This window comes from Microbacterium sp. PAMC22086 (genome assembly GCF_019443525.1).
Classification (GTDB): Bacteria; Actinomycetota; Actinomycetes; order Actinomycetales; family Microbacteriaceae; genus Microbacterium; species Microbacterium maritypicum.
In genome coordinates this window covers 2,387,480-2,401,380 of the sequence record NZ_CP080380.1, presented here as the reverse complement: position 1 = coordinate 2,401,380, position 13,901 = coordinate 2,387,480, and the positions used below count along the sequence as shown (strand labels likewise).

Below are 13,901 nucleotides of genomic sequence, written 5' to 3'. Positions count from 1 at the left end.
CGATGAAGAGCATGGCCAATACCGCCTTGCCGAGCCGCTCATCTCTGGCCGAGCGCCTGGACGTCCTGCCGTTCACCCGTCGCCACCTGCGCCTCCTGACGGGGTCGGGGCTCGGCTGGGCTTTGGACGCGATGGATGTCGGTCTGATCTCCTTCATCCTCGCCGCTCTCACGCAGCAGTGGGGGCTGACGAAGGGCGAAGCCGGTTGGATCGCCTCGGTCGGGTTCATCGGCATGGCCATCGGCGCGACGCTCGGTGGTCTGCTGGCGGATCGTTTCGGACGACGGCAGGTGTTCGCGCTCACGCTGCTCGTGTACGGCATCGCGACCGGTGCCAGCGCGCTCGTCGGAGGTCTCGCGGCACTGCTCGTTCTGCGCTTCCTGGTCGGTCTCGGTCTCGGCGCCGAGCTCCCGGTCGCTTCGACGTATGTGAGCGAGTTCGCTCCGGCCCGGATCCGCGGCCGGCTGATCGTGGTGCTGGAGGCCTTCTGGGCACTCGGATGGACCGCGGCCGCGGTGATCGGCTTCCTCGTCATACCGGCCTCCGACGACGGGTGGCGCTGGGCCTTCGCGCTCGGCGCGATCCCTGCCGTGTACGCGCTCTTCGTCCGGTGGCGGATGCCGGAATCGCCCCGCTGGCTCGCCTCGCGAGGACGCATCGCGGAAGCAGACCGCATCGTCTCGGCGTTCGAGGCCGATGCCGGGGTGGGCGGTGCCCCCGCTGTCCGCAAGGAGCCGGCATCACGTGCGATCGCGGTCACCGCACGCGCGCGGCTGGCAACGCTCTGGAACCCGGAGTTCCGAGTGCGCACACTGTGCCTGTGGGTGGTGTGGTTGGGCGTCAACTTCGCCTACTACGGGGCGTTCATCTGGATACCGAGCATTCTCGTGGATGCCGGGTTCGATCTGGTGCGTTCGTTCGGTTTCACCCTCATCATCACGCTGGCCCAGCTGCCGGGCTATGCGGTCGCGGCGTGGCTGATCGAGGTGTGGGGGCGTCGGCTGACGCTGTCGGTGTTCCTGCTCGGTTCTGCGGTGTCTGCAGTGGTCTTCGGCACGGCGACGACCGAGGGGGCCATCATCGCCGCGGGCATGGCTCTGTCGTTCTTCAACCTGGGTGCCTGGGGAGCCCTGTACGCAGTGACCCCCGAGATCTATCCCACCTCCCTGCGGGGAACGGGTGCCGGTTGGGCGGCAGGAGTGGGTCGCATCGCATCGATCGTGGCGCCGCTCTCCGTTCCGGCGCTGCTGCTCGCTGGTGGAGCGCCGCTGCTGTTCGCGGTGTTCGGGGTGTGCTTCCTCGGTGCTGCGTCCGCCGCATGGGGGCTCGTCGACCGCGGCGGGCAGGCGCTCGACGATCGTTGACGCCTGCTCTCGTCTGCCGCAATAGGCTGGGACGATGGCAGATGTGCGGTTCGTGGCGATCGGCGATTCCTTCACCGAGGGGGTCGGCGATGTCCTCCCGGGTGGGCGTGAGCGCGGCTGGGCGGATCTCGCGGCTCAAGGGTGGGCGGATGCCGCTGGGCACTCGATCCAGTACGCCAACCTTGCGATCAGAGGCAAGCTCGCCTGGCCGATCGTCGAGCAGCAGCTCGAGCCCGCGCTCGCGCTGAGGCCGACACATCTCTCCTTCAACGGCGGAGGCAACGACATGCTTCGCCCACGCACCGATGTCGAGCACATCGCCGATGCCTTCAGCCGCGTGCTGCGCCGGTGCGACGAGGAGGGGGTGACCATGATCCTGCTCTCGGGGGCGAACCCGAGTGGACAGCTTCCGATGGGATCCCTCGTTCAACGGCGCGGAGATCTCCTCTCTGATGCCGTGCTTCGACGGATCGAAGAGCGCCCCGATGTGGTCCGTGCATTCAACTGGCCGGATCGTGAGCTCTCCCGTGGCGCCTACTGGGCGGACGACCGGCTGCACATGAACGCGGCGGGCCATCACCGTGTGGCGGCTCGGGTGCTGCATGCTCTCGGCTTCGAGCCGCCGGAGACTTGGTGGGCGCCGAGCGATCGCCTCGGTGCGGGGCCGTCGGGGCTCGCCTATTATCGGGAGTTCGTGGGCCCCTGGGTCCGGCGGCGCGTGACCCGCACATCCTCCGGCGACGGTCGCACGGCCAAGTTCCCGTCCTGGGTAGAGCGAGTGCCCTCGTGAATCGAGTCCGTCGCTCGGACGCGGGGGACCGGTGAGCGACTTCGTGTTCGCCCGCATCCCCGCCGGCGTGCTGACACTGCGGGACGCACGTCGCGAGGAACAGCGCGAGGTCACCCTGGAGCCTTTCGAGATCGGCGTGTATCCAGTGACGGAGGAGCAGCTCGCAGAGGTGCTGGGCATCCCGGTGCGCCACCCTCGTCGCCCCGCATCCGACCTCAGCTGGCTGCGCGCCATCCACTTCTGCAACGCCGCATCCGAGTGGGAGGGCCTGGATCGGGTCTACCTGTTCGATGGTGAGGACGTCTCCTGGGACACGACCGCAGACGGGTACCGGTTGCCCACCGAAGCGGAGTGGGAGTTCGCGTGCCGGGCGGGGTCCACCGGCCCGCACTATGCGCCTCTTGCCGACGCCGCGTGGACGAGCGCTGACGGCGTCTCGTCGCCGCAGGACATCGGCGGCAAACTGCCGAACCTCCACGGTCTCTTCGACACGCTCGGCAACGTCTGGGAATGGTGCTGGGACCTGTTGGACCCCGCCCGCTACGACGACTACCGCGTGTTCCGTGGCGGCGGCTTCGCTGACGACGCCTGGAGCGTGCGCGCATCTGTCCGCCGTGGGGGCGCGCCGCGCATGCATCACGACAATGTCGGTCTCCGACTGGCTCGTGGTGCATTCGACACGGTCGACCGTGCACAGGGCTGGTCCGCACGGGCCGACCGGGAGCGAGCCGTGCAGGAGGGGCCGCTTCCCTCCGGTTGGACCCCGCGCGGTCGGTGATCTCACCGTCTTCAGCGCCGCCGTGACCGCACCGGACTCCGCGCGCGGATTTCGAGCCACGCAGCGGGAAACGCTGTGCGGATTGAGGTTCAGCGCCGCCGTTCGGGATCCAGACCCATGCGGATCCGCGTCCGCTTGCGTTCGATGAGGATGAACACGGTGCCGATGATCCAGAGGGGGATCGGCATGAGGAACGCGATCCGGAAGGCATCGAGCGAATAGGTCTCGGGAGTGCCGGCGCCCTGAAGGTCGAGGGCGAGTCCGATCAGGAAGATGGCGATGAGTGCGGCGATGAAGCCGCCGGCGTTCGTCACCCCGGTTGCCGTGCTGAGCCTGTGGGACGGGTTGTGTGTGCGCGCGTGATCGAAGGCGATCATCGATGCGGGTCCGCCGGTCGCGAGCGCGATGGCCAGTACGTAGAGGAGCCAGCTCGGTGCGGTGCCTGGCAGGGCGATGACGGCGATCCAGGCGACCATCTGCACTCCGACGGCGGGGAGCACGAGAGCGAGGGATCGGTGATTCGGCAGCCGGCGGGAGAGATCGCCGATGATCGGCCCGAGAAGCATGCCTGCAACGACATATACCGAGATGATGCCTGCGGCGTGCGCGGTATCGAGTCCCTCCGCAGCGGTGAGGAACGGCATACCCCAGAGGAGGACGAACGCGGTGCCCGCGAACGGCGTGGTGAAGTGCGACCAGAACGCGAGACGCGTTCCCGGGTGCGCCCAGGCTGCGCGTATGCCGACTCCGGTATCTATCGCGGAGGTGACGACGCGGATGACGCCGGTATCGGTGTTCACTGTCACGTCGGCACCGCGCTCTGCGGGATGGTTGCGGATGACCAAGGCGACGAGGATCGTGAAGAGCACGCCGAGGCCGGCGATGCTGCCGAAGGTGATGCTCCAGCTGGTGGCGTGCAGGAGTGCAGCGACGGGAACCAGGGCGATCAGCTGGCCGGTCTGGCCGATGATGCCGGTGAACTGGACCATGATCGGCCCTCGTTGCGCAGGAAACCAGGTCGCCACCAGACGCAGTACAGCGGGGAAGATCGCGGCGTCGCCTGCGCCGAGCAGCACGCGTGCGAAGATCGCGACGCCGATGCTGGGGGAGAGCGCCATGGTCAGCTGGCCCGCGGCCATGAGTAACATGCCGACCGTCATGATCGGACGCGACCCGAAGCGATCCAGCAGAATACCGACGGGGATCTGCATGCCGCCGTAGACGGCGAGCTGCACCACGGCGAACAGCGCCAGCGTCGACGCATCCGCTTGGAACCGGTCCGCCGCTTCGACGCCCACGGCGCCGAGAGATGTGCGGTTCGTGATCGCGAGCACATATGCCGCGACTCCGACGGACCAGATCAGCCATGCTCGCCACCCCGGTGTCGAGACGGGGGAGTGGGAGACCTGCTGCACCTCCCCAACGTTACTCCTCCGGGAACATGGCAGACGATCGGTGATGAGCGCAAGGACATGCTCGTCTACAGCCAGCTGCGACCGCGGTAGCGCAAGAGGGCGGACTCGTCGATGTCGGTCTCCTCCGCCATCCGGTGATCGCGTGTGGCGCAATCACATGCCCATGCCGCCGCTGAGGTCTTCCACGATGATCTTCACGAGTTCTTCGGTAGTCGTCTCCGGTCCGACCCGCCGCTCATCGAACCAGGGGAGTGGTTGCCACCCGTCGTGCCATTCGCGGATCCTGTCCTCACCGAAGTCGTTCGCGAGCGGCCTCCCCGCGTGGCGCCGGAGCGTCTCGTCGAGACCGACGTCGAACTGGTAGATGCACGTCGTCCCGCGGTGGTCGCGATACAAGCTCTCGAAGACGTCGGAGTAGTCGCGCAGGTTGAAGACCCCATCGAGAATCACGTCGTATCCGAGGTCGAGTGCCTGTCGGGCAGCGCCGACGATCAGGACGCTGGCATCCCTGGACCGCCTCAGCCGATCGGGGTCGTGCAGCAGCTCCCGGCGAAAGTGATCCTGCGAGATGAGAGCCACTCGCTCACCGAGCTTCGGCCGCAGCGCCGTCGCCGTCGTCGTCTTGCCCGACGCCGCGTCGCCGCGCAAGATGACGAGACGGGTGGAGTCACTGCCGGTGTCAGCCATCGAACCATTCTCGCAACCCGTGGCGGGAAGGCCGATGATCATCACGCCTGATGACGGCTGGCCGTGTTGAATGGGCAGATGCCGCACTCTCACACGCCCGAGCCTGCTGTGCGCCCGGGGGCGCATACCCGAAGCGGTTTCTCATCGCTGCCGGCGCGGGATGTTCGGTGATCGGGGATGGGTCGGTTTCCACTACTGGTGACCCGGCGTAATCGTGACCGGCGTATTCGCTGTCGAGAACGCCCGTCCGACACTCCGCCGAATACGTACCACACGCGTTTCGGTGCGGTTAGGTTTCGGCGGGGGGTTTCGGCGGGTCACGCTTCGGCGTGTCGCGCGCTTGATGGTCCTCGTCGGCCCGGTCGCCAGAAACGAACGTTTACGGTGCACTCGCGATAGAGCCCACGGATCGCGCCGAAAACGCACATCAGAACGTGGTTTCGGCGGGCGTTCAATGTCTCGCGAAGGGCTGGCGTTGTCAATGCCCTACCAGCAGGCTATCGAGGCCAGTAGGTTCTCGAGCAACACCATTTGATCGGAGTAGACATGAAAGCAGTAGTGTACGAGGGACCCCGTCAGGTCAGCACGAAGGATGTCCCGGACGCGAAGATCGAGCGACCCACCGATGTGCTGGTCAGGGTGACGACGACGAACATCTGCGGCTCGGACCTCCACATGTACGAGGGGCGGACCTCCTTCGAGGTAGGCCGGACGTTCGGTCACGAGAACATGGGGGAGGTCATCGAGGTCGGTAGTGGCGTGGAGAAGGTCAGGGTCGGAGACCGGGTTGTGCTCCCGTTCAACATCTCGTGCGGATTCTGTAAGAACTGCGAACGCGGCCTGACCAACTACTGCCTCACCACCCAGCCCGACCCATCATTCGCGGGTGCGGCCTATGGGTTCGCCGACATGGGTTCTTATGGCGGTGGCCAAGCGGAGCTGCTCCGCGTGCCTTTCGGTGACCACAACGCGCTGCGCCTGGGCGAGGATGCGGAGGAGAAGGAGAACGACTACGTCATGCTCTCTGACATCTTTCCCACCGGCTACCACGCCACCGAGATGGCCGGCGTGATCCCCGGTGACAGCGTCGTGATCGCCGGGGCGGGTCCGGTCGGGCTGATGGCCGCCCTGTCCGCGACGATCAAGGGTGCCGCAAAGGTGATGGTGGTCGATCGCCACCCTGACCGGCTCGCGCTGGCCGAGCAGATCGGCGCGATTGCCATCGACGACTCCAAGGTCGACCCCGTGCAAGCTGTTCTCGACGAGACGATGGGGCTCGGAGCTGACCGTGGCTGCGAATGCGTGGGCTACCAGGCCCACGATCCCCAGGGCAACGAGGACACCGCCGCCACCCTGAACATGCTCATCAACTCGGTCCGCTTCACCGGAAGAATCGGCACCGTCGGCGTGTTCGTCCCCCAGGACCCTGGAGGCAAGGATGATCTCGCCAGGCAGGGAAAGGCGGCCATCGATTTCGGCACACACTGGTTCAAGGGGCAGACCATGGGAAACGGACAGGCCCCGGTCAAGCGGTACAACCGACAGCTCCGGGACTTGATCGCGGCCGGCAAGGCGACCCCCTCGTGGATCGTCTCCCACGAGATCTCGCTGGACCAGGCTGCCGATGCCTACAAGAACTTCGACGCCAGGTCCAAGGGTTGGACCAAGGTTCTCATCAAGCCCGGGATGTCGACCGAGAAGAAGGCGAACTGATATGGCCGAGACGCTGCAGGGCAAGAGAGTCGCGATCCTCGCCGCCGACGGAGTCGAGCGCGTTGAGCTCGAGCAACCCCGCGAAGCACTGGAACGGGCCGGCGCTCAGACCGAGGTCCTATCGATCCACGACGGCGAGATCAAGGCCCGTGAGAACGACCTGGATGAAGCGGGCACGTTCACCGTCGACGGGTTGGTCGCCGACGCCTCGGTGGGCGACTACGACGCCCTGCTGCTTCCCGGCGGCACGGTGAACCCCGACCAGCTCCGGGTCGACAAGGACGCCGTCTCCTTCGTCCGCGACTTCGTCGAGAGCGGCAAGCCCGTTGCTGCGATCTGTCACGGACCGTGGACGTTGATCGAGGCCGGCGTGGCCGCCGGTCGCACCCTGACGTCGTTCCCGAGCATCCGCACGGACCTGCGCAACGCTGGTGCGGACGTCGTCGACCAGGACGTCGTGGTGGATGGGAACCTGATCACCAGCCGTTCGCCGGAGGACCTGCCGGCGTTCTCCGAGGCGATAGTGACCCAACTCGCGGGCACCACGACAAAGGAAGAGGAGCAGTCATGAGTGTGACCAAGGGATTGATGGTCAGGTTCGACGCGTTGCCCGGGAAGGAGGACGACGTGAAGGAGTTCCTTGACAGCGGCCGTGCGCTTGTTGAGGACGAGCAGGCGACCACCGCGTGGTTCGCGATCCGTCTCGGCCCGTCCTCATTCGGGATCTTCGACGTGTTCCCCGATGACGCCGGCCGCGACGCGCACCTGTCCGGCGCAGTCGCGACCGCTCTCGGCGAGCAGACGGGCAAACTGTTCAGCGAGCCGACGATCGAGAAGCTCGACGTCCTGGGCTCCAAACTCCCCGCCTGACACCACAGACCGGGAGTACTGGCCCAGAAAGGAGGGGTCGTTTGCGCGCGGTGGCTTCGGGCTTGCACAGCCCGCTGACGCCGTGGCAGCGGCCCCTTCTCTTGCGTCCTACCGCTAATCGCCAACAGATCGGGGAACCGCGATGACAGGAACTGACGACGGCGTTGCCACGACGCGTTCACCCGAGGTAGCAGTGATCGGGGGCGGGATCGTCGGTCTGGCGACGGCGTACGCGCTGCGGGAGCAGGGCGTACCGGTGCGCTTGTACGAGGCTGGTGTGCCCGGGACGGGTCAGTCCGCAGGCGAGTCGCGGATCTTCCGGCATGCCCACGACGACCCGCGACTCGTCGCTTTCGCGCGCGAAAGCCGCGGCGTATGGGATGAGTGGGCCGAACACTTCGACGTCGAGCTGGTCTCATCAGACGGTGTCCTGGCGATCGGAGACAGCGCCCTGGCGCGGCTGCGGGTGCTCGACCAGGTCGGCGGCGTGGAAGCGCACGAGATCGACGCGGCCGAGGTCGCCCAGCGGATGCCGCTGCTCGCTGGGTACTCGGGGCCAGCTGTGCTCGACGAATCGGGCGGCGCGATCCGTACCCGAGCCGCGATCACGGCACTCACGGGTGCCCTCGCAGATGCCGTCACCACAGGTGAGGTCATCTCCATCGATCCCCGCGCCGACGGGACGGTCGAGGTGCGCAGCGTCACCGACCGGGCTGTCTACTCCAAGGTGGTCGTGTGCGCCGGCCGCGAAACCGCCCGTCTGGCACGCAGCGTCGGCCTGTCGCTGCCGGTTCGCCTTGCCGCACACGTCCGGCTGACCTTCGACGTGAAAGCCGCCGCCCCGGCACGAGTCGCGTGCCTGCAGGACAGCAGCGGCGTCTTCGGCGAAGTCGGCGTCTACGCGACGCCGCTACCGGGCAACAGCAGCTATTCGGTCGGACTCAGCGACACCGTCGGCGTCCGCGACGACGGAACTTTCATCGACCCGGCGGCGATTAGATCGCTGGACGAACGCGCACGCGAATACGTGACACGGGCGCTGCCCGGTCTCCACCCAGAGCCGCGCGACTTCCTTCACTGCTGGGTGACCGATCTCCCGTGGAGTGAGGACGGCGTGGCCGTGTGGGAGGCAGGCTCTGTCCTTTTTGTGGCCGGTCACAATTTGTTCAAGCAGGCACCTGCGCTGGGTCGCGCTCTTGCCCGGGCTGCGACCGGCGGCGGTCTCCGCGCCGACCTCACGCCCGAAGCACGCCTCGGCGAGGCCCAGAGCTAGGGCGTGTCTCCCGATCGCGTGGGGGTGACCCGCGATTCTGGACAGCATGTCGCGGATGAGGGTGCTTTCGGATGGCGACTGGGAACTGGTCGAGCCGTTCATGCCGGCCCCGGATGGTAAGCGAGGTAGACGTTTCGTGATCACCGCACGCTGGTGGAGGGGATCATCTACCGGTACCGGGCCGGGATCGCGTGGCGGGACCTGCCCCCAGAGCCAGCCGGCCCTGGGACAACTCGCCCTATTAGCGGGCAATTCGACCCAGGAAGAGGTGATGTGATGAGCGTGACGAAGGGACTGCTTGTCAGGCTGGAGGCCCTGCCCGGCAAGGAAGACGAGGTCCAGGAATTCCTCGGCATCGGGCGAGGGCTCGTCGAGGAGGAACCTGCCACCGTCGCGTGGTTCGCGATCCGTCTCGGCCCGTCCTCCTTCGGGATCTTCGACGTGTTCCCCGATGACGCCGGCCGCGACGCGCACCTGTCTGGCCCGGTTGCGACCGCTCTCGGCGAGCAGACCGGCAAACTGTTCAGCGAGCCGACGATTGAGAAGTTGGACGTCCTGGCCTCGAAGCTCCCCGCCTGAGACCACGACCTCGTCGAGCGTGCCGCTGTCCGATTCTCATATCGCACAGCGGCACGCTCGTCACTATGGGGTCACGTTGGTCGCTGCCTGCAGTGCGGCGGCGAGGTAGCTCGCGGAAGCACCGACGCCCTTATCCGCGACCTGGACGGGCGTGCCAGTTGCAACTACGGTCCCGCCGGCGTCGCCCGCGCCGGGGCCAAGATCGATCACGTGATCGGCCACCGCGATAACGCGCATGTCCAGCTCCGCGGCGACGACCGTGTTGCCTGCATCGACCAGCGTCTGCAGGTGCGTGACCAGACGATCCGTGTCGGCGCAGTGGAGCCCGGATGTCGGCTCGTCCAAGACGTACAGCGTGTCTCCGCGCTGCGCACGCTGCAGCTCGGTCGCGAGCTTGACACGCTGCGCTTCACCCCCGGAGAGTTCGGTTGCCGGTTGACCCAGCCGGAGGTAATCGAGTCCGACATCTGACAAAGCTGCCAGCGATCGCGTGATCTCCTCATCGTCCGCGAAGAACAGGTTCGCCTCCTCGACGCTCATGGACAACACGTCAGCGATCGAGCGCCCCCTCCACGTGATCTCGAGCGTTGATGCCTTGTATCGGGTGCCGTGGCAGTCGGGGCATTCGGTGTACACGGAAGGCAGGAAGAGGAGCTCGACCATCACCGATCCCTCGCCCTCGCAGGTCGGGCAGCGCCCGCCGGCGACATTGAAGGAGAATCGGCCAGGCTTGTACCCGCGGGAACGAGCTTCCGGGGTGTCTGCAAATCGACGACGTACGTGATCGAACAGCCCGGTATAGGTGGCGACGTTGGACCGCGGGGTCCGGCCGATGGGCCGCTGGTCGATGACGACCAGCCGCTGTACACCGGTGACGGGCCCGGCGACGCGCCCATCGAGACGTTCCGGCGCATCCGAGAGGAGTGACTCGTCGCTGACCGGCTCGTCATCGGCCCGGACAGCCCGGCCAAGGCGATCACCAAGCAGCAATGGAAGCGCCTGGCTGACCAGACTTGACTTGCCGGCCCCGGACACGCCCGTAACGGCGGTGAAGACACCCAAGGGGATATCGACCGTGAGGTCGTGCAGGTTGTTCCGCGTCACGTTCTCCAGGCGCAGCCAACTGCGTGCCTCACGGGGTGTGCGAAGAGGGAGACCGCGGCCACCGAAGAGGTATCCGCGTGTCACGGACTCCTCAATATCGGCGAGCCCGTCGGGTGGGCCGCTGTAGAGCACGCGGCCGCCGTGTTCACCGGCGCCGGGGCCGATGTCGACCAGCCAGTCCGCGTGCCGCATCACAGCCACGGAGTGTTCGACGATGAACAGGCTGTTCCCTCGCCCCTTGAGTCCGTCCAGGATCTCGAGGAGCGCCGCCACGTCCTGCGGATGCAGTCCCGCCGATGGTTCGTCGAGGACGTAGACGACCCCGAAAAGATCAGAGCTGAGTTGCGTCGCGAGCCGGAGTCTCTGTAGCTCGCCGCCCGACAGCGTTGGCGTCGTCCGGCTCAATGACAGGTAACCCAGTCCCAGATCGACCAGTGGACGAAGCCGCTGCAACACCCCTGAAGCGAGCTGGACCGCAGCAGCACGCTTCTCTGGCGCTCGGCTTGCGGTGGGTCGCACATCGGGCGAGGGGGCAATGGGAGCCTTGCCAGCAGCGACCTGCCCTTCCCCCGCGGCACGCAGAGAGGCAGCATCGGAAGAGGCGGCCTCGTGGTCCTCCAACCGTGCGACGACTCCCGAGAGGATCGTGGCAAGTTCCCGGAGCGGCAGTTGGGAGAATTCGGCGATGTCGAATCCTTCGAACGTGACAGACAGCGCCTCGGGCTTCAACCGCTTGCCATCGCAGACCGGGCAAATCGCAGCGGTGAGGAACTGCGCGACGCGCCGTTTCATCGAGGCGCTCTTCGTGTTCGCGAACGTGTCCAGAATGTACCGGCGAGCTCCGACGAATGTGCCCGAGTAGCTCGGCTCCACGCCTGCTTCGATCGCAGCTTTGGACTCAGAGAGGGTGAGCCGGGAGTGGACCGGAACGAAGGGGGTCTCATCGGTGTACAGGATCCAGTCCCTGTCTTTTTTCGGCAGGTCCCGCCACGGCACATCGACGTCGTAACCGAGCGCAACCAGCACGTCACGCAGCTGGTGGCCGTGCCACGCGGTCGGCCAGGAAGCGATGGCGCGTTCGCGGATGGTGAGCGAGGGGTCCGGGACCATCTGCTGCTCGTTCACCGCGTACACGCGGCCGATGCCGTGGCATTCCGGGCAGGCCCCTTGGACCGTGTTCGCGGAGAAGTCCTCCGCATACAACATCGGCTGCCCATCCGGATAGTCCCCGGCCCTCGAGTACAGCATCCGCACCAAGCTCGACAACGTGGTGATGCTACCCACGGTCGATCGGGCATTCCCTCCACCGCGCTGCTGCTGCAGGGCGACCGCCGGCGGCATCCCCGTGATCGAGTCGACATCGGGCACTCCCGCCTGATCGATCAGGCGGCGGGCGTATGGTGCGACCGATTCCAAATAGCGTCGCTGCGACTCGGCGTACAGCGTCCCGAACGCCAGCGAGGACTTTCCCGAGCCGGACACACCGGTGAAGACAACCGTTGCATCGCGCGGCACCGTGAGGTCGACATCCTGCAGATTGTGTTCTCGGGCGCCGAGAACGCGAACGTCGGGCTGCACGGAGAGCTTCGGCGTCACGAACGCAGCGGATTCAACCATGGTCGAATGTTAGCAACGTACGGAAAGGTCGGACGGCCTGCGGAAAGGGTTACACACCAATAACGGCGCGGTGTGCGGCAGTGGTGGCTCGCAGTGCGACACCGGCATCGAAGCAGATGCGAATGCTGAAGATCTTGGTGACTTTTCTCTCAGGCCGCGGATGTGGGCGGTGTGGTCACAGTGGCTTCGAACTCAACGGAGATCAACTTGCCGACGACACGTGCCGGTGAGCTTCTCCGGAGTGAGCCACGCATCCCAGGTATCAGGCGTGAGGAATGCCGTCATCCGGTCATGCACCTCACCGCTGGCATCCCGCGCCTCGCGGGTGATGACCACGAAGCACCGCGACTTCTCACCGTTCGGCAGCTCCATCAACCAGGTGAGACCGGCGGCCGACAGCAGCCCTTTACCACGCAGAAAGTGCGGGGTCTCCGGCGTCTTGTCGCCGGTCCACTCGAAGTAGCCGCGCATCGGAACAATGCACCTGGCGGCCGAGAGGGTGGGCCCCCAGAAACCCTGCGCGAGCTTCACCGAACTAAGCAGACGCTCCGCCGAAAACGATCGTTTTCGGTGGGCCTCCGACCGCGAGCTTCTCATCAACGCTGTGGCTTCGTTCGCTTGGTGGCGGGGTTTTTGCAGCGCTCCGTGGCGGTCTTGTTGCCGCGATCACGCAGGACTGGCTGCAGGTAGGTGTCGCGGTCTGAACCGAGAGGGGTGCGCCCGGTCGGGGCCGTTTGGATCGCTGCCGCTACGTCAGAGTCCGAAGGCTCCGCCGCTGACGAGGATCACGATGCCGAGGCCGATGAGAACGATGGGGAAGAGGATGTGCTCCCAGCGTTCGAGCACTTCGGCGATCGGGGGGCGGGTGGCGACGAACTTTGCCAGGGCCACCAGGACCGCGACGAGCGCGAGGAAGACGATGCAGTAGGCGACTACTGCGAGAGGTTCCACGCTGAGGAAGACAGGGGTGTAGACGCCGATGTTGTCGCCGCCGTTGGCAAGGGTGACGCCTGCGACTGTCCACACGCCGACCTTCTTGCCGGCAACCTTGGCCTCGTCGTCATCGTCTCCGCGCCAGGCCTGCCATCCGGCCCAGAGGCCGAGGCCCAGAGGGATGAGACCGAAGTACGGGATGGCTGCCGAGGGCAGGAATGCTCCGGCACCGATGGTCACCAGGACCGCGGCACCGAGGATGCCGGCGAATCCGAGGTACTGGCCGGCCAGAATGCGGGCGGTAGTGCCGCGCTGGCCTGCCCCTCGCGCGAAGAAGAGGGAGAGCACGATGATGTCGTCGATGTTGGTCGCTGCGAACAGGCCCATCGCCTGCAAGACCGAGGTGAGGATCATGCGCCCTCCCCAGCTGCGTCGCATCCGGGAAGCGAGCAGGCGGGATCGATGCACGGGGCGTCTTCGTCCACTGCCAGGGTGGCATCGACCAGTGCCGTCAGCGCCTGCGCCAGGTGCGAATCGGCGATCTCATATCGTGTCCGACGACCCTCGGGCTCGGAGACGACGATCCCGCAATCGCGCAGGCATGCCAGGTGGTTGGACACGTTCGGGCGTGTCAGGTCCAGATCTCGGGCCAGTTCCGCCGGGTAAGCGGGATGGTCGAGCAGGGTCAAGATGATCCGGGATCGAGTGGGGTCGGCCAGTGCACGACCCAGGCGGTTCATCACGTCGAGACGCGAAGCAATAGTCAGCATGGACTGAA

Annotated in this window: 14 protein-coding genes and 1 pseudogene; 9 read left to right on the top strand and 6 right to left on the bottom strand. The window is 66.4% G+C overall.

What is annotated here, in order from left to right; genetic code table 11:
* The first annotated feature begins 11 nt into the window (after positions 1 to 11).
* From KY497_RS11945 to KY497_RS11935, 3 genes are read left to right on the top strand one after another with little or no spacing between them, the layout of a single operon-like run.
* Positions 12 to 1,364 carry an MFS transporter gene (locus KY497_RS11945; protein ID WP_141386730.1) on the top strand — a complete coding sequence of 451 codons (1,353 nt, stop codon included), beginning with the start codon at positions 12 to 14 and terminating at the stop codon, positions 1,362 to 1,364.
* A gap of 34 nt (positions 1,365 to 1,398) precedes the next feature.
* The gene (locus KY497_RS11940) at positions 1,399 to 2,154 is read left to right on the top strand and encodes an SGNH/GDSL hydrolase family protein (protein ID WP_218682438.1); all 756 of its coding nucleotides are present in this window, start codon (positions 1,399 to 1,401) and stop codon (positions 2,152 to 2,154) included.
* Positions 2,155 to 2,185: 31 nt separating this feature from the next.
* Positions 2,186 to 2,932 carry an SUMF1/EgtB/PvdO family nonheme iron enzyme gene (locus KY497_RS11935; protein WP_219869126.1) on the top strand — a complete coding sequence of 249 codons (747 nt, stop codon included), beginning with the start codon at positions 2,186 to 2,188 and terminating at the stop codon, positions 2,930 to 2,932.
* An 89-nt stretch (positions 2,933 to 3,021) separates the two neighbouring features.
* Here KY497_RS11935 and KY497_RS11930 read toward each other — a convergent pair whose 3' ends face one another.
* Positions 3,022 to 4,347, bottom strand: a complete 1,326-nt coding sequence (locus KY497_RS11930; protein ID WP_219869125.1) for a nitrate/nitrite transporter — start codon at positions 4,345 to 4,347, stop codon at positions 3,022 to 3,024.
* Between the two features lie 153 nt (positions 4,348 to 4,500).
* The gene (locus KY497_RS11925; RefSeq protein ID WP_219869124.1) at positions 4,501 to 5,034 is read right to left on the bottom strand and encodes an AAA family ATPase; all 534 of its coding nucleotides are present in this window, start codon (positions 5,032 to 5,034) and stop codon (positions 4,501 to 4,503) included.
* 546 nt (positions 5,035 to 5,580) lie between these two features.
* Here KY497_RS11925 and KY497_RS11920 point away from each other — a divergent pair.
* From KY497_RS11920 to KY497_RS11900, 6 genes and pseudogenes are all read left to right on the top strand, one after another.
* Positions 5,581 to 6,747 (top strand): glutathione-independent formaldehyde dehydrogenase, encoded by a 1,167-nt coding sequence (locus tag KY497_RS11920; RefSeq protein WP_218682397.1) that lies wholly within the window; start codon positions 5,581 to 5,583, stop codon positions 6,745 to 6,747.
* Position 6,748: 1 nt separating this feature from the next.
* The gene (locus KY497_RS11915) at positions 6,749 to 7,318 is read left to right on the top strand and encodes a type 1 glutamine amidotransferase domain-containing protein (RefSeq protein WP_218682396.1); all 570 of its coding nucleotides are present in this window, start codon (positions 6,749 to 6,751) and stop codon (positions 7,316 to 7,318) included.
* Positions 7,315 to 7,617, top strand: coding sequence for a putative quinol monooxygenase (locus KY497_RS11910; RefSeq protein WP_218682395.1), 303 nt, complete (start codon positions 7,315 to 7,317; stop codon positions 7,615 to 7,617). Before KY497_RS11915 ends, KY497_RS11910 begins: the two co-directional genes overlap by 4 nt.
* 142 nt (positions 7,618 to 7,759) lie before the next feature.
* Entirely contained in the window at positions 7,760 to 8,890 is a 1,131-nt protein-coding gene (locus KY497_RS11905; RefSeq protein WP_219869123.1) for an FAD-binding oxidoreductase, read from the top strand.
* 46 nt (positions 8,891 to 8,936) lie between these two features.
* A pseudogene (locus KY497_RS16755) lies at positions 8,937 to 9,124 on the top strand (transposase); the annotation flags it as partial.
* A 42-nt stretch (positions 9,125 to 9,166) separates the two neighbouring features.
* The gene (locus KY497_RS11900) at positions 9,167 to 9,469 is read left to right on the top strand and encodes a putative quinol monooxygenase (protein WP_218683404.1); all 303 of its coding nucleotides are present in this window, start codon (positions 9,167 to 9,169) and stop codon (positions 9,467 to 9,469) included.
* 63 nt (positions 9,470 to 9,532) lie between these two features.
* Here KY497_RS11900 and KY497_RS11895 read toward each other — a convergent pair whose 3' ends face one another.
* From KY497_RS11895 to KY497_RS11880, 4 genes are all read right to left on the bottom strand, one after another.
* Positions 9,533 to 12,190, bottom strand: a complete 2,658-nt coding sequence (locus KY497_RS11895; RefSeq protein WP_219869122.1) for an excinuclease ABC subunit UvrA — start codon at positions 12,188 to 12,190, stop codon at positions 9,533 to 9,535.
* A 192-nt stretch (positions 12,191 to 12,382) separates the two neighbouring features.
* Positions 12,383 to 12,721, bottom strand: a complete 339-nt coding sequence (locus tag KY497_RS11890; RefSeq protein WP_218682922.1) for an SOS response-associated peptidase family protein — start codon at positions 12,719 to 12,721, stop codon at positions 12,383 to 12,385.
* 222 nt (positions 12,722 to 12,943) lie between these two features.
* A complete protein-coding gene (locus KY497_RS11885; RefSeq protein ID WP_219869121.1) occupies positions 12,944 to 13,537 on the bottom strand; it encodes a cadmium resistance transporter in 594 nt (197 codons plus the stop codon).
* Positions 13,534 to 13,893 carry a helix-turn-helix transcriptional regulator gene (locus tag KY497_RS11880; protein ID WP_006590980.1) on the bottom strand — a complete coding sequence of 120 codons (360 nt, stop codon included), beginning with the start codon at positions 13,891 to 13,893 and terminating at the stop codon, positions 13,534 to 13,536. The genes KY497_RS11885 and KY497_RS11880 overlap by 4 nt, the downstream gene beginning before the upstream one ends.
* Positions 13,894 to 13,901 lie beyond the last annotated feature (8 nt).